The organism is Salmonella sp. K21076 (assembly GCF_039650795.1).
Taxonomy (GTDB): Bacteria; Pseudomonadota; Gammaproteobacteria; order Enterobacterales; family Enterobacteriaceae; genus Salmonella; species Salmonella enterica.
Map to the genome: position 1 here is coordinate 407,869 of NZ_JBCLYA010000051.1, position 19,230 is coordinate 427,098.

Consider the following 19,230-nt stretch of genomic DNA (forward strand, 5'->3'; position numbering starts at 1 on the left):
AAAACATGATGCGGCCTGAAGAGATTTATCAGCGAATAGAGGCAAAGAATTGGCGGCATGTCTGGGTGGTCGGCGATATTCACGGCTGTTTTTCAATGTTAATGAAAAGGTTACGTGAGTGTCAATTTGATCCGCAACAAGACTTGTTAGTTTCTGTGGGCGATCTCATTGATAGAGGCCCGGACAGCCTGGGTTGCCTGGCTTTACTGCGTGAGTCCTGGATGACGGCGGTTCGCGGCAATCATGAACAAATGGCGCTGGATGCGCGGGCCTCATCGCAGTCGACGCTGTGGTTGATGAATGGTGGCGACTGGTTTACCCGCCTGACGGCTGAACACGCTGCGCAAGCTGAAGCGCTTTTTATTCTTTGTCAGCGGCTGCCCTGGATACTGGAAGTTCGCTGCCGCCATAGCACGCATGTGATCGCTCATGCAGATTATCCAGCGTCAACCTATCAATGGCAAAAAAAGGTCGACTTACATCAGGTTCTCTGGAGCCGCGAACGGCTCATAAATAAGCGCGGCGGGATTAGCGGAGCCGATCATTTTTGGTTTGGCCATACGCCGTTGCGTCGGCGCATGGATTTCGCCAACATACACTATATTGATACGGGCGCGGTATTTGGCGGGCAATTGACGTTAGCGCGGATACAATAGCGGCATCAGCGACTAGGGTTAAAAATCGCTATATTGCTGCGCAGGTCGCCAGAAGCCGTCGATAAAATCCTCTACCGGAAAACAGCCGCCATGGCGAATCCGTTGATCGTCCATCGAATAAAGACACTGCTGCTCGGTATCGTAGATGTCCACGACAATATCCTCGCATCCTCCATCCAGGTAACATACAAAAAGTACCAGCGCGAACATTACATCCTCAATGTTAACTACTTTACACGATAGTGTAGGAGAGGTTAGCGCAGGGGGGAAATGAGAAAAGGAAGAATAAATAACCCGCCTGGCGACGGGTTCTTTTTGAGTCAGGCAAGACGCATGACCCAGGCATCAGATTTAGGATCGTAATGATTACGGAACAAAACGGAATGTTCCCCGTTGAGAATGGCGGGAACGCTGGTTTCGGCATCCCAGGCGTCCAGTTGCATACATAAATCCGGATCGGATTTACAGGGGATTGTTAACGTTCGCTCCCCCGGCGATTCGCCATGTAATTCGGCATCGTCGATTTCAAAAGCGCCAATGCGCACACTGGTTTTCATCATCGTGCTCTCCGTTAATACGCTAATTGTGGTACGACCAGTTTAGCCGTCCATTTTTCAGCGTAGTCAACGTACGCAAAAGCGCCAGTCAAAAAGTGCGGTTTTTTTGTGCGCCTTTTAACTATTACCAGTAAAGAGTTTTCCATCCCGCACCAGTTCACGCGGGTAACTGTTCTTTATTCTGGCGCCGATACGTTTTGCCAGACCAAGTGGCTGATGCTGGAACGTCACCAGGACATCATCAGCGGCAGGGGGTGTTTGCGGATAAATATCCCGACCGCGATACCACTCCTCCGCCTCTTGCACAGAAAGTTCGAACGCGTGAGCATGAGTCGGGCAGGCAAGGGCTATCGTCGCCTCATGTTGCCAGCGATAGCCTTTATTATGACTTTCGGCCAGCTTAATGCCGAGCCGGGAAAAACGGACTTTTCCGATCAGTGATTCAATCTCTGCCGGGAACAGCCAGACCTCTTTTTCACGCTGCCAAAGATGGAGATTTTCATCCCATAGCAGTCCGACGGCGTTGGCCGCCTGGGTAACGTTTAATGCTTCGCGGCCTTTGAGGGAGGTAAAAGGAAACGCCCCCACTTTATACCCCGGCGCGGGCATGGCTGGAAGGGATGACATTTTACGCAGACGTGCGACGAAGAATCCTTCGCAGTCGTAAATTTGCGGGAAGACGTGCAGGAAGCCTTCCGGGGTGAGGGCGCGGTCAGCGTCAGGAAACAGATCACCCAGCGGCAAAAATTCAACGGCGTCGGCGTAGGTCTCTTTCAGCCAGAGGCAGACCGCTTCGTTTTCCTGGCGATTTAACGTGCAGGTGGAGTAGACCAGCGTGCCGCCGGGTCGTAAAGCATGAAAAGCGCTGTCGAGCAGTTCCCGCTGTGTCGCCGCGATATCCAGATTACTTTCTGGCGACCAGTTTTTTAGCGCATCAGGATCTTTACGTACTACGCCTTCGCCAGAGCAGGGCGCATCCAGCAGGATAGCGTCAAACATCTCCGGTAACGCAGCGCCAAATACGCGGCCATCGAAATGCGTCAGTGCGGTATTGGCGATTCCACATCGGCTGATATTAGCGTGCAGAACTTTGACGCGGCTGGCCGAAAATTCGTTGGCCAGAATGGCGCCGCGGTTCCCCATGCGGGCAGCGATCTGCGTGGTTTTGGAGCCAGGCGCCGCTGCCATATCCATGACCCGCTGCGGATGATTATCATCGGCGAACAGGGCCGCGACCGGCAGCATCGAACTGGCCTCCTGAATGTAAAACAGGCCGCTTAAATGCTCAGCGGTACTGCCAAGCGGCAATGCCTCTTCATCATCGCGCTCGATCCAGAATCCTTCATGACACCACGGAATTGGCGTGAGCGACCAGCCGTAGGGCGCGATTAGGGCAAGGAAATCAGCCACGGATATTTTAAGCGTATTGATGCGTATACTGCGGCGCAACGGGCGTTGGCAGGCCGAAATAAATTCATCAAAAGAGAGCGTGGAAGGCATTGCTTCACGCATTTGCGTCAGAAAAGCGTCAGGAAAATAGACAGCGTGTTGAGCCACAGGTGTATCGCCGGCAAAAAAACAGGCGCGCAGTGTAGCATAAAACGCTCCGGCGCGAGTACGCCGGAGCCTGGTGTTTAACGTGGCAGAGCGGTACCCCATTCACGCCACTCTTTCGGTTCGCTCTCTTGTAACAGGAAATGCTTACCGGCTTGCGCTTTTGGCGCCAGCGGCGTACCTGGTGGAGTAGCGAAGGCGATACCGCCACGGATGAATTGATTAAATGTCCCCGTTTTCACCACGCCGCCTGTCAGACCAAAGTCGAGACTATAGCCGGAGGCAAGCCAGAATACGGAGTTATTACGCACCAGATATTGGTAACGCTTACTGATGCGCAAGGTGATCATCACGCGATCGGAGAGCGACCCCAGGGACATTCCGGTGACGGTTCCCACTTCGATACCGCGAAACAGGACGGGTGTGCCAATATTAAGCGAGCCTGCTTCTGGCGCCTCCACGACGATGCTTAACCCATCCAGATAGCGTGAGTCGGTAATCGTGGCTTCCTGCAGTTCAAAGTCGCGCCGCGCCGCGCCGCGTCCTGGCTCAACGTTAATATAGGGCTGGAGAATCGTATCCAGATGCTCGACGCCCGCCGCGGAGATTTGTGGCGTAATAACGGAAAAACGTGTCCCGGCGCGGGCAAATGTTTGCACGTACTCCGGATAAAGTACGGCTTTTGCCTGCACTTCATTACGTGCGGTGATCAATTCCAGCGTCTGGATCTGGCCGATATCAATACCGAGGTAACGAATGGGCATCCCCTCCGCCAATTTTCCGGCGTCGAACGCGTGTAGCGTAATTTGTCCGCCTACCGCGCGGGCGGAAGTTTCTGAAGCATAAAGAATGCGTTTATCGCCTTTGCGCCGACTGGCGCTGGCGCCGCTCAGGTTATCAAAACTAATGGCCCCTTTCAGCGCACGGGAGAGTGGCGAGGCCTGTACCGTTAGGCCGCTGCCGTTAAGTTGCACCTTCGCGCCGCCTTCCGCCCAGAACACGCTATTGCTGGTTAACAGGTGGCGATATTCCGGCTTAATATGCAGGTCGATGTCAAAGGTATTGGCGCGTGGGCGAACGGTGATGACTTCGCCTACTTCAAATTTTCGATACAGCACGACGGAACCTGCCTGGACATCCGGCAACGTTTCGGCCGTCAGCGTCAGGGTGGTAGTCGGTAAGTCACTGAGGCTATTTTCCAGCGCTTTTTCCAGGTTAGCATAGAGCGGGTAGGTGGATTTCATCTTCCCGCTCGTACCGGGTAAAATACGAATTCCGCCGTCAATCCACTCGCTGGCGCTGGCGCCGAGGAACTCTACGCCGTCAAGGCCGACTTTGACATCCACCCGGCTGTTGACCACGAATTTACTGTCGCCCTGTACCAAATCCCGGTGCTGCGGTTCAATCGCGACGATGAATGACACGCCTTTACTGGATAAGTTGCGCTCAATGACCTGGCCAATTTTTACGCCATGTAAAATTAACGGCTGGCCCGGTTCGATGCCGTAACTTTCCGGGGCCGTCAGCGTCAGGGTTAAGGCATTCGCCTCATGCAGCAGGGCTTTTTCACCCGGCACCACCACAAATTCACTGCGTGGTTCGCCGTCGCCCGGCACCAGCTCGAAGGTTTTTCCGGTTAACAACGAACTGATATTCGCGTCACTTAGCGACAGTTTGGGATTGCGTAACTCAATACGCGTATTTTCCCGCATCAGCGGAACAACGCTGGGATCGACGGTCATCTCTCCGGTGACTTTGCCGCCAGGGTTGAGCGTCAGTTTAGAAAGCTCACCCACCTCCAGTCCCTGGTACATTAGCGGCGTAGATTCCGCTTTCAGACCGTCTCCGCTGGGCAGCTCAAGTTTAACGATTACCCCTCGTTGGCTGTGGGCTAAATCTTTATATAAGCCGAACGTGTCATCCTGGGCGGCGGGTTTGGAATTGTCCGGTGAGTCAAACGCAATCGCGCCATTGACCAGGGCCGCGAGGCTCTCCAGTTTCACCTTCGCGCCGCTCAGGCTTAGATCGGCGTCAATGCCGGAGACATTCCAAAAACGGCTGCCTTTTTTCACCAGATCGGTAAACCGTCGCTCAATCAGAACGTCAATCGTCACGCCCTGTTTGTTAGGGTTAATCGAATAGTCATACACCCGTCCGACAGGGATTTTACGGAAATAGACCAGTGAACCGCTATTAAGCGAACCGAGATCCGGCGCATTGAGATGAATCATCAGATCGCCGTTGCTAAGCCGGTATTTAGGCTGTGTATCTAGGGCGACGAAATGATCTCTGGGCTTGCCTTTACCTGGCATCATACCGATGTAATTCCCGCCGACCAACGCATCCAGGCCGGAAACGCCCGCCAGCGAGGCTTTGGGCGTCACCAGCCAGAATTGCGTCTCTTCGCGCAACGCATCTTCCATATCTGATTTGATACTGACGCGAACTTCAATTTTGCGCAGATCTTTGCTCAGACTGACATCTTCCACGGTGCCGACTTCTACTCCCTGATAACGCACGGGAGTACGGCCCGGTACGATACCGTCCGCCGACATAAAATCGATAGTCACGCTATTGCCGCGATCCTGGTAGCTATCCCATACCAGCCACCCCGCGATCATTAGCGCGATAAGCGGTAGCAGCCAGAAAGGTGAAATACGGCGTTTGGTTTTAATTTGCGCTTCAGTCTTCGAAGCGGGCGTTTCCTGACTCATGTGCATCCCAAAGTAAGCGGCTATCCAGCCATTCCACTGCAAGAATAGTCAAAATTACCGCTGCGCCGAAATAAAACGCAGCCGGTCCCATAGTAAAAGCCAGAATCTGATCGCGATTAATCAGAGACATGGTTAACGAGATAACGAAAAGATCCAGCATCGACCAGCGGCCTATCCATGTCACCAGACGCAGCAACAGAATTCGCGTCCGCAGTCCCTGTTGGCATTTAAAATGGATACTCAACAGTAGCGTAAACATCACGATGACTTTGGTAAACGGCACCAAAATACTGGCGATAAAAACGACGGCGGCGACGGCGATATTGCTGCTGGCAAGCGACATAATGCCCGACAGGATAGTATCTTCCTGACGCCCGCCATTAATGTAGATTACCGAGATAGGCAGCAGGTTTGCCGGCAGCAAAAAGACAATAGACGCCAGCAAGGCCGCCCAACACTTCTGTATGCTCTGTTTTCTGCGTAACCGTAGCGGAATATGACAACGCGGGCAGCGTCCTTTCGCATCCGGATAGCCGCTAAAGTGGCAGCCAAGACAGACGCGCAATCTTTCGTCCGCACGTTGAGCAGGGTGCTGCGGATAAAATCGTTCCCATAGTTGCTCCACATTCAGATGAATCATAGTCAGAATGCTAAGAACCACCAACGAGACGAACGCTAAAAGCCCAATGCCCGGCTGCAGAAAGGCATAGTCCTGCACTTTGATAGAGGCAACGCCAATACCGACCAGATAGATGTCCAGCATCACCCACTCTTTCAGTTTTTCCAGCATCAGCAGGACTGGACGCAGATTCATGCCGAGAAGGCTGCCAAACCACAGGTAAGCAATTGAAAAAACCAGAATAAGCGGCGCGCCCACCACGCAAAAGAGCACCATTGCGGCGGTTAACGGATCGCCCTGCTGCGTCATTTGCCAGATGCCGTGCATCACATTGGCATCAATGCGTACGCCCAACAGGTAGATATGGAGTAGCGGTTCACTCCAGGCAAACGGCATCAATAGCAGCATGGTTACTGCCATCGCGGTCAGCCGCGTCAGCGACCAGTCGCGCCCATCGCGAATTTTGGCCTGGCAACGAGGACAATAAGCGCTTTGATGAGCGCTCATCTCCGGCAAGCTGAACAGCATGTCGCATTCAGGGCAGCGCTGGTAGTGGCTGCGCGGCAGCGCTTCGCTAACTGACCTGATCGTTAGCTTTTTTGTTGGCGTGACGTGTGAGGTGTTCAGAGCCATGTATCGTGAATCAAAGTGTTAGAATAATGTAATCTTAACTCATGACAGGAATAATCTTGAACAAGAACGCATTTAATGCTTATTTTAATAGCCTGTGTTTAGGAGTAAGACCACGAAGTGATTATATAATGAGCAAAACAGAACTATACGCGGCGTTAAACCGCGATTTTCAGTCGTTAATGGCAGGTGAAACCAGCTTTCTGGCCACGCTGGCGAATACCAGCGCGCTACTGTTCGAACGTCTTACCGAGGTGAACTGGGCGGGATTTTATCTCCTCGAAGGCGATACGCTGGTGTTGGGGCCGTTTCAGGGGCGAATCGCCTGTGTGCGGATTCCGGTTGGTCGCGGCGTGTGCGGCGCAGCGGTAGCGCAGAATAAGGTTCAACGTATTGATGATGTTCATGCGTTTGACGGCCATATTGCCTGTGATGCCGCCAGCAACGCCGAAATTGTGCTGCCTGTCACGGTTGGCGAACGGATTATCGGCGTGCTGGATATAGATAGCACGGCGTTTGGCCGTTTTACCGAAGAAGATGAACACGGCCTGCGTACGCTGGTCGCACAGCTTGAAACCGTGCTTGCAACGACGGATTACAAAAAATTCTTTGCGAGCGTCGCAGGATAATCAACGGATAACGTAGCAATTACTGATAGCGTCATTATAATGACGCCTGTTCATGCCTGCTGCTTGTTGGCTACGTCCGTTGTAATCAGGAAATTTCATGGAAAATCAACCTAAGTTGAATAGCAGTAAAGAAGTTATCGCGTTTCTGGCCGAGCGTTTTCCTCACTGTTTTAGTGCGGAAGGCGAAGCTCGCCCGCTGAAAATTGGTATTTTTCAGGATCTGGTAGAGCGAGTTGGGGGCGAAATGAACCTCAGCAAAACGCAACTTCGTTCCGCTTTACGTCTTTATACTTCAAGCTGGCGTTACCTGTACGGCGTTAAGCCGGGCGCAACGCGCGTCGACCTTGATGGCAATCCGTGCGGCGAGCTGGAAGAACAGCATGTCGAACATGCGCGTAAGCAGCTTGAAGAAGCCAAAGCCCGTGTTCAGGCGCAGCGCGCAGAGCAGCAAGCGAAAAAACGCGAAGCTGCCGCGGCGGCTGGCGAAAAAGAAGACGCGCCGCGACGCGAGCGTAAACCTCGCCCGGTAGCGCGTCGTAAAGAAGGCGCTGAACGTAAACCTCGCGCTGATAAACCGACGACGAAAGCGCCGCGTGCGCCTCGCGAAGAGAAGCACACGCCGGTTTCTGATATTTCAGTATTGACCGTAGGGCAGTCCCTCAAGGTGAAAGCGGGTAATAATGCGATGGATGCCACCGTATTAGAAATTACCAAAGATGGTGTCCGTGTACAGCTGAATTCGGGTATGTCTTTGATTGTACGCGCAGAACACCTGGTGTTCTGAAACGGAGGCCAGGCCTGGCATGAACACTTTTTTTAGGCTTACCGCGTTAGCTGGCCTGCTTGCATTAGCAGGCCAGTCCTTCGCCGTGGAAGATATTACGCGTGCCGATCAAATTCCCGTACTAAAGGAAGAGACGCAACATGCGACGGTGAGCGAGCGCGTAACGTCGCGTTTTACCCGCTCCCACTATCGCCAGTTCGATCTGGATGAGGCATTTTCGGCAAAGATTTTTGATCGCTATCTGAATCTTCTCGACTATAGCCACAACGTTTTGTTGGCGAGCGATGTCGAGCAGTTTGCGAAAAAGAAAACCGTGTTGGGCGATGAGCTGCGCACGGGTAAGCTGGATGTTTTTTACGATCTTTATAACCTGGCGCAAAAGCGCCGGTTTGAACGTTACCAGTACGCGCTAAAAGTGCTGGAACGGCCAATGGATTTCACCGGAAACGATACGTTTAACCTGGACCGCAGTAAAGCGCCCTGGCCGAAAGATGAGGCTGAGCTAAATGCGCTGTGGGATGGTAAAGTGAAATTCGATGAGCTCAGTCTGAAACTCACCGGCAAGAGCGACAAAGAAATTCGCGAAACGCTGACGCGTCGCTACAAATTCGCTATTCGCCGCCTGGCGCAGACCAACAGTGAAGATGTGTTCTCGCTGGCGATGACCGCTTTTGCGCGTGAAATCGACCCGCATACGAATTATCTTTCTCCCCGCAATACCGAGCAGTTTAATACCGAAATGAGCCTGTCTCTGGAAGGTATCGGCGCGGTGCTGCAAATGGATGACGATTACACTGTCATTAACTCATTGGTCGCCGGTGGCCCGGCAGCGAAGAGCAAGTCGATTAGCGTCGGCGATCGTATCGTCGGCGTAGGGCAGGCCGGAAAACCGATGGTCGACGTCATTGGCTGGCGTCTTGACGATGTGGTGGCGCTGATCAAAGGGCCGAAAGGCAGCAAGGTCCGACTGGAAATACTGCCGGCTGGCAAAGGGACGAAAACGCGTATTATCACGCTGACGCGTGAACGGATTCGTCTTGAAGATCGCGCGGTTAAAATGTCGGTGAAAACCATCGGCAAGGAAAAAGTTGGCGTACTGGATATTCCAGGCTTCTATGTTGGCTTGACCGATGATGTCAAAGTTCAGCTTCAGAAGCTGGAAAAACAGAATGTTAACAGCATCGTTATCAATCTGCGTTCAAACGGCGGTGGGGCGCTGACGGAAGCCGTTTCGCTTTCCGGCCTGTTTATCCCTTCTGGTCCGATAGTTCAGGTGCGCGACAATAACGGTAAAGTGCGTGAGGATAGCGACACCGACGGCGTGGTCTACTACAAAGGCCCGCTGGTGGTGCTGGTCGATCGTTTCAGTGCTTCGGCATCGGAAATCTTCGCTGCCGCGATGCAGGATTATGGTCGCGCGCTGATTGTCGGTGAGCCGACCTTCGGTAAAGGGACGGTACAGCAATATCGTTCGCTAAACCGAATTTACGATCAGATGCTCCGCCCGGAATGGCCTGCGCTGGGTTCGGTGCAGTACACCATTCAGAAGTTTTACCGTGTCAACGGCGGTAGTACGCAGCGTAAAGGGGTCACGCCGGATATCATCATGCCGACTGGCAATGAAGAGACGGAAACCGGAGAAAAATTTGAAGATAACGCCTTGCCGTGGGATAGCATTGATGCGGCGAAATACGTGAAATCGGACGATTTGGCCCCGTTTGGCCCGGAATTATTGAAAGAGCACAACGCGCGTATCGCCAAAGATCCTGAGTTTCAGTACATCATGAAGGATATCGCACGTTTCAATGCCATGAAGGATAAGCGCAACATCGTCTCTCTGAATTATGCGCAGCGTGAGAAAGAGAACAATGAAGAAGACGCTCTGCGTCTGGCGCGTATTAACGATCGGTTTAAACGTGAGGGTAAACCGTTGTTGAAGAAACTGGACGATCTGCCAAAGGATTACCAGGAGCCGGACCCGTACCTTGATGAAACGGTGAAGATTGCTCTGGACCTGGCGCATCTTGAAAAAGAAAAACCAGCGGAGCAAGCGGCAACCGATAAGTAACGCTAAACAGGCACAAAAAATTGTGCCTGTTTTTTTTAACAAGCGCAGAAGTCGTCAGGATAATGCTACAAAATGTAAAGTTGTGTTTTTCTCGTGACTTACCGCCTGGTGATACTTGAAAATAGCCATAAGACCCATACGATGTGGGTAATCGCATAGTGCGCTTTGTTAAATTGAGGTTAAAAGAAAATTATGATGCGAATCGCGCTCTTCCTGCTGACGAACCTGGCCGTGATGGTCGTTTTCGGGCTGGTTCTGAGCCTGACAGGGATACAGTCGAGCAGCGTGCAAGGCTTGCTGATCATGGCGCTGCTGTTTGGTTTTGGCGGTTCTTTTATTTCATTGCTGATGTCCAAATGGATGGCGTTAAAATCCGTAGGAGGGGAAGTTATTGAACAGCCTCGCAATGAAAGAGAACGCTGGTTGATGAACACCGTAGCAACGCAAGCGCGCCAGGCTGGTATCGCCATGCCGCAGGTTGCTATCTACCATGCGCCGGACATTAACGCGTTTGCGACGGGCGCACGCCGTGACGCCTCATTGGTCGCTGTGAGCACCGGTCTGTTGCAAAATATGAGCCCTGACGAGGCGGAAGCCGTCATTGCGCATGAAATCAGCCATATTGCCAATGGCGATATGGTGACGATGACGTTGATTCAGGGGGTGGTTAACACCTTCGTTATCTTTATTTCGCGCATTATCGCGCAAATTGCTGCTGGTTTTCTGGGCGGCAACCGTGATGAAGGCGAAGGAAGTAACGGTAATCCGCTAATCTATTTCGCCGTTGCGACGGTGCTGGAACTGGTCTTCGGTATTCTGGCAAGCATTATCACCATGTGGTTCTCCCGTTACCGTGAGTTTCATGCCGATGCGGGATCGGCGAAGCTGGTGGGCCGTGAAAAAATGATTGCCGCGTTGCAGCGCCTGAAAACCAGCTACGAGCCGCAAGAAGCGACCAGCATGATGGCGTTTTGTATTAACGGTAAATCGAAATCGTTAAGCGAGCTGTTTATGACGCACCCACCGCTGGATAAACGCATTGAAGCGCTGCGTAGCGGCGAGTACCTGAAATAATAAGCCCACTGGCAAGTATGAAAAGCGCGTCGAATGACGCGCTTTTTTTACGCCTGAACGCGTGGTTGCGTAATACGTAAACCGCTCACCACCGCCGCGAGAGTCGCCAGGATCGCCGCCGCGAGCAGCGAAAGATGCGTACCGCTATCGCCAAACTGGTTCAACATCAGCGCTACCAGCGCGGCGCCAGTACTTTGGCCTAACAGTCGCGCCGTGCCCAGCATCCCGCTGGCGCCACCGCTGCGCTCACGCGGCGCGGAAGTGATAATGGTGTGATTATTCGGCGACTGGAACAGGCCAAACCCTGCGCCGCAAAGGATCATCGGCCAGATAATATTCAGATCGGAGGGGGTGCCTGGCAACATGACCAGCGCAAACAACCCGGCTGCCATTATCACCATTCCCAGCGCCCCCAGCAAACCGGCATGAAGACGTTCTATCAGGTATCCCGCCAGCGGCGCCATCACCATCGTTGCCAGCGGCCAGGGCGTCAATAACAGGCCGGTTTCTACTTCGCTACGGCCCAGCACGGTTTGCAGATAAAAAGGTAGCGAGACCATGGCTAACATTTGCGCGCAGAACGAGCAAATTGACGTGCCGATCGAGAGTGAAAAAAGCGGAATGCGTAACAAGTCGATGGGTAACAAAGGGACGGGCAAAGAAAGCTGGCGGCGCACGAAGAAAAACCCGACCACGACCAGAACGAGCAGCTCTGCGCCAATCAACGTTAGCGACTGTCCCTGGGCAAAGCCGCTCAATGCGGTAATCAGCAGACCAAATGTGAGCGCATTCATTACCGCGCTCGGTAAGTCAAAGCGCGGCTTAGTGTCATGGGCGATGTTTGCTGGTAAAAAGCGTATGGCCAGAATTAACGCGATGATACCTAACGGGACATTAATCAGAAACAGCCATTTCTATGATGAGATGGACAAAATCGCCGCGGCGATCGTCGGACCCGCGGCGGAAGAGACGGCGACGATAAAAGAGTTAATTCCCATACCTCGTCCCAGATGACGCTGGGGGTAGATAAGACGAATCAGCGCCGTGTTTACGCTCATTAGCGCCGCGCCGCCAAATTCCTGCGCGATGCGCGCCAGCGTCAGCATCTGCAGCGAGTCTGAAAGCGCGCAAAACAATGATGAAAGCAGAAATACCACTAAACCACATTTATAGATCCGGTGATAACCAAACATGTCGCCTAAAAAAGACAGGGAAAGTAGTGAGACGACAATGGCGATTTGGTACGCATTGACAATCCAGATAGAGCTGGCAGGGGAGGCATGTAAATCAGTCGCAATGGTTGGCAGCGCGACATTAGCGATTGCGCCATCCAGAACCGCCATCGAAATACCGATAATAATCGTCAGGATAGCGCCGTATCTCTGCGGGAGGGGCAGCCGTCGGCCCGTGTTTTTTCCATAAGTATTTTGTAATAAGGGGAATTATGAGCTGAATAATAATGTTAGCATTAATACTGAGTTGTTATGTCGTAGATTTGTAACGAAGTAAGCAAAGATGGATTGCGGGCGACCTGGCGTGAAATTATAATAAAAACTCGTTCTGAATTTTATAAAACGCTCGTAATGAGGTGATAAATGGCAAACGCAGATCTGGATAAGCAGCCTGATTCTGTATCTTCTGTGCTGAAAGTTTTCGGCATTCTGCAGGCGCTGGGTGAAGAGCGTGAAATAGGGATTACCGAGCTATCGCAGCGCGTCATGATGTCGAAAAGCACCGTTTATCGCTTTTTGCAAACCATGAAAACGCTGGGCTACGTGGCTCAGGAGGGGGAGTCTGAAAAATACTCTCTGACGCTAAAGCTGTTTGAGCTGGGCGCGCGAGCTTTGCAAAATGTTGATCTCATCCGCAGTGCGGACATTCAGATGCGCGAACTGTCTCGTCTGACAAAAGAAACTATCCATCTTGGCGCGCTGGATGAAGACAGCATTGTCTATATCCATAAAATTGACTCTATGTACAATCTGCGGATGTACTCACGTATTGGGCGTCGTAATCCGCTGTACAGTACGGCCATCGGTAAAGTGCTTCTGGCCTGGCGCGACCGTGATGAGGTTAAGCAGATTCTCGACGGCGTAGAGTATAAGCAAAGCACGGGACGCACGATTACCAGCACTGAAGCGTTGCTGCCGCTGTTGGATGAAGTGCGTGCGCAAGGCTACGGTGAAGATAACGAAGAACAGGAAGAAGGGTTACGTTGTATCGGCGTACCGGTATTTGACCGTTTTGGCGTAGTCATCGCAGGGTTAAGCATTTCGTTCCCGACGCTGCGTTTTTCAGAAGAACGCCTACAGGAATATGTGGCTATGTTACACGTCGCCGCGCGTAAAATTTCTGAACAAATGGGTTACAACGATTATCCCTTCTAAGCAACGTTATTAGCATGACGTTAAAAAAAAGCAGCTACATTTTTCGTAGCTGCTTTTTTTATAACATCGGGTGGGATGAAATCGTAAAAGTAGATAATATCTGTCGGCTTATTTAACGGTTATTAAAATATTATTTAACAGTACTTATGAACAACAGCCAATATAGGGGAATTATTGGTGATAGTTTCACTGTGAAATTATTTATTGCCGCTTAGCCATTATCCACCACGGTGGCGATTTTTCTGAAAATGGGACAGTCGGAAAAGCCGATAATGCCGCTGTTGGTATGGAGATATTGCGCCGTGCTGGTGCCGCGTGCGGTCAGGTAATGGCACTGTAAACCCAGCCCCGCAGCGTTCACTTTACTTCCCACCAGGATGCCATAGCCGCTCATCAGCAGGCCTATCCACACCAGGGCAAACAATACAATTGCGCGAATGATCAAACGCATTACTACCTCTTTTTTAGTTAGAATAAGAGTAGCGTGTACATTGATTGAAACAAGTGAATCATTCCTAAAAACATATAATGCCGCTACAGTTACTCCTGGTTTAAGTAACTTATGATAATTTAGCGACATAAGATGTAAGATCGGAGAGTGGAGTGAAAAAATTTCGATGGGTCGTTCTCGGCATCGTGGTGGTAGTATGCCTGTTGCTGTGGGCGCAGGTGTTTAATATCATGTGCGATCAGGATGTACAATTTTTCAGCGGTATTTGCGCCATCAATAAATTTATTCCCTGGTAAACGTTTTACACCAGAGATTTCCTTCCCGTGTAGCAGTGGTAGAATGACGTCTCTACATTGAGGTGGTGAAATGAACGACGTTTTAAACTCTGGTGCGTTTTCTCTTGCATCTTTAATAGTATCAATGGTGGTTCTGGTGGTGGGGCTGGCGCTCTGGTTCTTTGTCAACCGGGCAAGTTCCCGTGCCAACGAGCAGATAGAACTGCTCGAAGCGTTGTTGGATCAACAGAAGCGGCAAAACGCGTTGTTACGCCGCCTTTGCGAAGCAAACGAACCAGAAAAAGAAGCGGAACCCGCAACAGCGGCAAGCGAACCGAAAGAGGATGAGGACATCATTCGTCTGGTTGCTGAACGATAATGCTTACCGGGGCGCAAATGGCGCCAGTGCCATACGCCCCATTTCCCCGTCGGATCTCTCCGCGTTGCCGTTTGCAACTGATACTACAGCATCAACACCTTACCTAATATATGGCTTTATATGCAACATAGTTTTATATGTATAACAAATGGACATATGGCATTTTTGTGATACCGCTCATTCTCTATTAAAAGCGAAACGTTTCTCTCTCTTTATGGATTGTCATTGTTTGTTCATTATTTTAAGGCATTCTGTAAAGACGCAGAACATCACAAAAAGCGGTGTCGAAAATCGCTTTTCTTTTCTATTATTTTGATTAAAAGGTGTTTTTTATCATTGTGACAATTTATGCATAACTCAGCATAAAAAGTGATATGAAAAATACAGCTTTTAAATGTGATTTGATGCACTGGAAGAAGCGAAATTATTGAGCTATGGTAGAAAAATGGCTTTTCAGCAGTGACGTTGTCAGGAGTCCGTCAGCGCGTGAGGATATATCTTTCGCAATTTTGTTGCATAAACGTGTTGTCAATTTGTGAAGGTTCTCGTAATTTGTGCGACGGATCGAGACACGTTTAAAAATGGCTTGCCATAATTAACGTTATATGTGATAACAGGCTTTGGGTTAAACGAGGTACAGTTCTGTTTATGTGTGGCATTTTCAGTAAAGAAGTCCTGAGTAAACACGTTGACGTTGAATACCGCTTCTCTGCCGAACCTTATATTAGTGCCTCAAGCAGTAATGTCTCAGTTTTATCTATGTTATGCCTACGGGCAAAGAAAACACTCTAAGGAATTTTGCAAATGGCAAAGATTAAAGGTCAAGTTAAGTGGTTCAACGAATCCAAAGGTTTTGGCTTCATTACTCCGGCTGACGGCAGCAAAGATGTGTTCGTACACTTCTCCGCTATCCAGGGCAATGGTTTCAAAACTCTGGCTGAAGGCCAGAACGTTGAGTTCGAAATTCAGGACGGCCAGAAAGGTCCGGCTGCTGTTAACGTAACAGCTATCTGATCGACACCACTGATTTGATGCGTTTGTCGCGTCAGCCTCAGATATAAAGCCTCGCTAAAAGCGGGGCTTTTTAATTCAATATCCTTCAAAATGTGTCTGGATGCGCTCTCGTTAGCGATTTGTTGCAAAGGCGCGATGTTATTAGCATTGTTTTTTCTGGTTTTTCCGGCCGTTTCCCGTTAAATCAATCACCTGAAAAATGATTCGGCTGGAGATCAGGTGAAAAAGAAAAGCGACGGCGATACCCGTAATTTTACACCCATACGTTTTGCACTACTTTGCACTGCCATTCTGCTCAGTATGGCATTGTTGTTAGGGCGGGTGGCATGGCTGCAAATTGTTACGCCGTCGAAACTGGTGAAACAAGAAGATATGCGCTCGCTTCGTGAAGTGACCACGGCCTCTCCACGCGGCATGATCACCGACAGAGAAGGGCGGCCCTTAGCGGTGAGCGTTCCGGTTAATGCTGTCTGGGCCGATCCGAAAACTATCATAAGCAAAGGCGGCGTTGGCTACAATGAGCGCTGGCAGGCGCTGGCCAGCGCCTTACATCTGTCTCTCAGTACGCTTGCGGAACGGGTAAACAGTAACCCGGCAGGTCGTTTTATCTACCTCGCGCGCCAGGTTTCACCCCAGCAAGCCGAATGGATAGATAAACTGAATCTACCGGGTATTAACCTGCGGGAAGAGTCGCGCCGTTTTTACCCTGCCGGACATGTAGCGGCCAATTTGATCGGCTTTACCAATATCGACGGGCAGGGAATAGAAGGTATTGAAAAGAGCTTTAACGCGCAACTGACGGGAAAACCGGGCTCCCGGCTGGTGCGTAAAGATAAATTTGGTCACGTTATTGAGAACATTACGGAAGTGAATCCGGTTCCTGCTCATGAACTTCAGCTTAGCATTGATGAACGTCTGCAAACGGTTACCGAAGATGCGCTGGATAACGCCGTCATCTGGAACAAAGCGGAATCCGGCGCTGCCGTATTGATTAACATCCCAACGGGTGAAATTCTCTCGATGGCGAGCTACCCGGATTTCAACCCGAACAACCGTGAAGGCGCGCAGTTGGACGATTTTCGTAACCGCGCGATTAGCGACACTTTCGAACCCGGTTCTACTGTGAAGCCATTGGTCATTATGACTGCGTTACAGCAGGGTATCGTGCAACCGGACAGCGTTATCGATACCCATCCTTTTACTCTCGATGGACACCGTATCCGCGACGTCGGCTACTATCCGGAACTGACATTAACCGGCATTTTGCAAAAATCCAGCGATACCGGCGTTTCTCACCTTTCTCTGGCGATGCCGGTGCAGAAATTAATGGATACTTATAAAAGCTTTGGTTTCGGCGTGCCTACCGGACTGGGTCTCACCGGAGAGAGCAGCGGGTTATTACCGAAACGCCGTTACTGGAGTGATTTAGATCGCGCTACCTTCGCTTTTGGCTATGGATTAATGGTGACGCCGCTGCAACTGGCGCATGTTTATGCCACGATTGGCAGCTTTGGTATCTACCGTCCGTTATCGATCACCAAAGTTGATCCGCCCGTGATCGGCACGCGAGTAATGCCGGAAGAACTGGTGCACGAGGTGGAACATATGATGGAGAGCGTCGCGTTGCCTGGCGGCGGCGGAACAAAAGCCGCAGTAAGAGACTACCGTATTGCGGTCAAAACCGGGACGGCGAAAAAAATTGGCGATGATGGTAAATACGTTGATAAGTATGTGGCATATACCGCAGGCGTCGCGCCGGCAAGTAACCCCAGATTTGCGCTGGTGGTGGTGATTAATAATCCACAAAATGGGGCTTATTATGGCGGTGCGGTATCTGCGCCCGTATTCAGCCAGATCATGGGCGATGTACTGCGGCTGGAAAATGTTGAGCCAGACGGTATGCCAGCCGATTCAGATCACCTTCTGGTGATGCATGGCAGCCACGTTGCGGTTCCGGGCTCGTAAAGGATTTTCCCGGGGCGCAATTCGCGTTACACTTGCGCCCTTTAGCGCCCCAGTCCGGAGTTGTCATGTCGTTTACCTGTCCGCTTTGCCATCAACCGCTTACGCAGATTAATAGCAGCGTTATATGTCCACAGCGCCATCAGTTTGATGTGGCGAAAGAGGGCTACATCAATCTGCTGCCGGTACAGCATAAACGTTCGCGCGATCCGGGCGACAGCGCCGAAATGATGCAGGCGAGGAGAGCGTTTCTTGATGCAGGCCATTATCAGCCGCTGCGCGATGCGGTGATTAACCTGTTGCGCGAGCGGCTGGATCAGTCGGCCACGGCGATTCTGGATATTGGCTGCGGCGAGGGGTATTACACTCATGCTTTTGCCGAGGCGTTGCCGGGAGTTACCACGTTTGGACTGGACGTTGCTAAAACGGCGATCAAAGCGGCGGCGAAGCGCTATTCGCAGGTGAAGTTTTGTGTGGCGTCAAGCCATCGACTGCCCTTTGCCGATGCGTCAATGGATGCGGTGATCAGAATCTACGCTCCGTGTAAGGCGCAGGAATTGGCGCGTGTGGTGAAACCTGGTGGTTGGGTCGTTACCGCCACGCCGGGGCCGCATCATCTGATGGAACTAAAAGGGCTCATTTATGATGAGGTGCGTTTACATGCGCCGTATACCGAGCAGCTCGACGGATTCACATTGCAGCAGAGTACCCGCCTTGCTTATCACATGCAGCTCACCGCCGAAGCGGCTGTAGCACTGTTGCAAATGACGCCATTTGCCTGGCGCGCCAGACCAGACGTGTGGGAACAACTGGCTGCCAGCGCCGGACTTAGCTGCCAGACGGATTTCAACCTTCATCTCTGGCAGCGTAACCGTTAACCGTGAAAATGCGTCCAGAGGATCTGGACGCCAATTCCTATCAGTACGACCCCGCCGAGAATTTCAGCACGCTTACCCAGCATTGGGCCGATAAAGCGACCGATCATCATTCCGAGGGTGGACATGATAAGCGTGGCGCAACCGATAGCTAATGCGGTTGCGATGATGTTTACCTGCAAAAACGCCAGACCGACGCCAACCGCCATCGCATCGAGGCTGGTCGCGATAGCCGTCGTGACTAATAGCCAAAAGCTGTGACGACGTAACGGTGTTTCATCTTCATCACTACCGCCGCGGATACCTTCGATGATCATGCGTCCGCCCAGAAAGATCAGCAGAACAAAGGCTATCCAGTGGTTCCATTCCAGAACGAATTTACTCGCCAATATCCCCAGCCCCCAGCCGATCAACGGGGTTAGCGTTTCAACCGCGCCAAAGATAAGACCGGTACGCAACGCTTCTGAGAATTTGGGTTTATGTAGGGTGGCGCCTTTGCCAATTGATGCCGCGAAAGCATCCATCGACATGCCGAAAGCGAGAAGAACAGTAGCAGTAAAGTGCATGACAGCGTCCTGACCGGGGTATCCATTAAACACATC

Annotated in this window: 19 protein-coding genes and 1 pseudogene; 12 read left to right on the forward strand and 8 right to left on the reverse strand. The window is 51.4% G+C overall.

Going from position 1 to position 19,230, the window contains the following annotated elements; all coding sequences use genetic code 11:
* Positions 1-5: 5 nt before the first annotated feature.
* Complete coding sequence (gene pphA / locus AAYN39_RS22835) at positions 6-656, forward strand: protein-serine/threonine phosphatase (RefSeq protein WP_000986169.1); 651 nt, start codon at positions 6-8, stop codon at positions 654-656.
* Between the two features lie 18 nt (positions 657-674).
* Here pphA and AAYN39_RS22840 read toward each other — a convergent pair whose 3' ends face one another.
* The 5 genes from AAYN39_RS22840 to yebS form a co-directional block, all read right to left on the reverse strand.
* Entirely contained in the window at positions 675-866 is a 192-nt protein-coding gene (locus AAYN39_RS22840; protein ID WP_000457838.1) for a DUF1482 family protein, read from the reverse strand.
* 110 nt (positions 867-976) lie between these two features.
* Positions 977-1,213 carry a YebV family protein gene (locus AAYN39_RS22845; RefSeq protein WP_024131167.1) on the reverse strand — a complete coding sequence of 79 codons (237 nt, stop codon included), beginning with the start codon at positions 1,211-1,213 and terminating at the stop codon, positions 977-979.
* Between the two features lie 117 nt (positions 1,214-1,330).
* Positions 1,331-2,770 carry a 16S rRNA (cytosine(1407)-C(5))-methyltransferase RsmF gene (gene rsmF / locus AAYN39_RS22850; protein WP_010989184.1) on the reverse strand — a complete coding sequence of 480 codons (1,440 nt, stop codon included), beginning with the start codon at positions 2,768-2,770 and terminating at the stop codon, positions 1,331-1,333.
* A gap of 77 nt (positions 2,771-2,847) precedes the next feature.
* Positions 2,848-5,481 (reverse strand): PqiB family protein, encoded by a 2,634-nt coding sequence (locus AAYN39_RS22855; RefSeq protein ID WP_001521100.1) that lies wholly within the window; start codon positions 5,479-5,481, stop codon positions 2,848-2,850.
* Positions 5,450-6,733 carry a membrane integrity lipid transport subunit YebS gene (yebS, locus tag AAYN39_RS22860; RefSeq protein WP_001207300.1) on the reverse strand — a complete coding sequence of 428 codons (1,284 nt, stop codon included), beginning with the start codon at positions 6,731-6,733 and terminating at the stop codon, positions 5,450-5,452. The genes AAYN39_RS22855 and yebS overlap by 32 nt, the downstream gene beginning before the upstream one ends.
* 128 nt (positions 6,734-6,861) lie before the next feature.
* Between yebS and AAYN39_RS22865 the strand changes: the two genes are divergently transcribed.
* The 4 genes from AAYN39_RS22865 to htpX all read left to right on the forward strand — a co-directional run bounded on the left by AAYN39_RS22865 (position 6,862) and on the right by htpX (position 11,285).
* Positions 6,862-7,359, forward strand: coding sequence for a GAF domain-containing protein (locus AAYN39_RS22865; protein ID WP_001518229.1), 498 nt, complete (start codon positions 6,862-6,864; stop codon positions 7,357-7,359).
* 97 nt (positions 7,360-7,456) lie between these two features.
* Positions 7,457-8,143 (forward strand): RNA chaperone ProQ, encoded by a 687-nt coding sequence (proQ, locus tag AAYN39_RS22870; RefSeq protein ID WP_000431401.1) that lies wholly within the window; start codon positions 7,457-7,459, stop codon positions 8,141-8,143.
* A gap of 19 nt (positions 8,144-8,162) precedes the next feature.
* A complete protein-coding gene (prc, locus tag AAYN39_RS22875; RefSeq protein ID WP_001091235.1) occupies positions 8,163-10,211 on the forward strand; it encodes a carboxy terminal-processing peptidase in 2,049 nt (682 codons plus the stop codon).
* A 192-nt stretch (positions 10,212-10,403) separates the two neighbouring features.
* Positions 10,404-11,285, forward strand: coding sequence for a protease HtpX (htpX, locus tag AAYN39_RS22880; protein WP_000984498.1), 882 nt, complete (start codon positions 10,404-10,406; stop codon positions 11,283-11,285).
* A 47-nt stretch (positions 11,286-11,332) separates the two neighbouring features.
* On the opposite strand, the pseudogene AAYN39_RS22885 reads toward htpX, so the two are convergent.
* Positions 11,333-12,705: pseudogene (locus tag AAYN39_RS22885) on the reverse strand (MFS transporter).
* A 175-nt stretch (positions 12,706-12,880) separates the two neighbouring features.
* On the opposite strand from AAYN39_RS22885, the gene kdgR reads away from it, so the two are divergent.
* Positions 12,881-13,672, forward strand: a complete 792-nt coding sequence (kdgR, locus tag AAYN39_RS22890; RefSeq protein WP_001262197.1) for a DNA-binding transcriptional regulator KdgR — start codon at positions 12,881-12,883, stop codon at positions 13,670-13,672.
* A 211-nt stretch (positions 13,673-13,883) separates the two neighbouring features.
* On the opposite strand, the gene yobH is transcribed toward kdgR, so the two are convergent.
* Entirely contained in the window at positions 13,884-14,123 is a 240-nt protein-coding gene (yobH, locus tag AAYN39_RS22895; RefSeq protein WP_001236777.1) for an invasion protein YobH, read from the reverse strand.
* A 152-nt stretch (positions 14,124-14,275) separates the two neighbouring features.
* Between yobH and mgrB the strand changes: the two genes are divergently transcribed.
* The 6 genes from mgrB to rlmA all read left to right on the forward strand — a co-directional run bounded on the left by mgrB (position 14,276) and on the right by rlmA (position 18,631).
* The gene (mgrB, locus tag AAYN39_RS22900) at positions 14,276-14,419 is read left to right on the forward strand and encodes a PhoP/PhoQ regulator MgrB (RefSeq protein WP_000714547.1); all 144 of its coding nucleotides are present in this window, start codon (positions 14,276-14,278) and stop codon (positions 14,417-14,419) included.
* A 70-nt stretch (positions 14,420-14,489) separates the two neighbouring features.
* Positions 14,490-14,777 (forward strand): YebO family protein, encoded by a 288-nt coding sequence (locus AAYN39_RS22905; RefSeq protein ID WP_001000660.1) that lies wholly within the window; start codon positions 14,490-14,492, stop codon positions 14,775-14,777.
* 648 nt (positions 14,778-15,425) lie between these two features.
* The gene (locus AAYN39_RS22910; protein ID WP_001537930.1) at positions 15,426-15,569 is read left to right on the forward strand and encodes a DUF2627 domain-containing protein; all 144 of its coding nucleotides are present in this window, start codon (positions 15,426-15,428) and stop codon (positions 15,567-15,569) included.
* 12 nt (positions 15,570-15,581) lie between these two features.
* Complete coding sequence (gene cspE, locus AAYN39_RS22915) at positions 15,582-15,791, forward strand: transcription antiterminator/RNA stability regulator CspE (protein ID WP_001062678.1); 210 nt, start codon at positions 15,582-15,584, stop codon at positions 15,789-15,791.
* 219 nt (positions 15,792-16,010) lie between these two features.
* Positions 16,011-17,756 (forward strand): peptidoglycan glycosyltransferase FtsI, encoded by a 1,746-nt coding sequence (gene ftsI / locus AAYN39_RS22920; protein ID WP_000730322.1) that lies wholly within the window; start codon positions 16,011-16,013, stop codon positions 17,754-17,756.
* Between the two features lie 65 nt (positions 17,757-17,821).
* The gene (rlmA, locus tag AAYN39_RS22925; RefSeq protein WP_000010934.1) at positions 17,822-18,631 is read left to right on the forward strand and encodes a 23S rRNA (guanine(745)-N(1))-methyltransferase; all 810 of its coding nucleotides are present in this window, start codon (positions 17,822-17,824) and stop codon (positions 18,629-18,631) included.
* Here the strand turns inward: rlmA and mntP are convergent.
* Positions 18,628-19,194: a manganese efflux pump MntP gene (mntP, locus tag AAYN39_RS22930; protein ID WP_001518359.1), complete on the reverse strand. Its 567-nt coding sequence runs from the start codon at positions 19,192-19,194 to the stop codon at positions 18,628-18,630. The two genes, rlmA and mntP, sit on opposite strands and share 4 nt — an antisense overlap.
* Positions 19,195-19,230 lie beyond the last annotated feature (36 nt).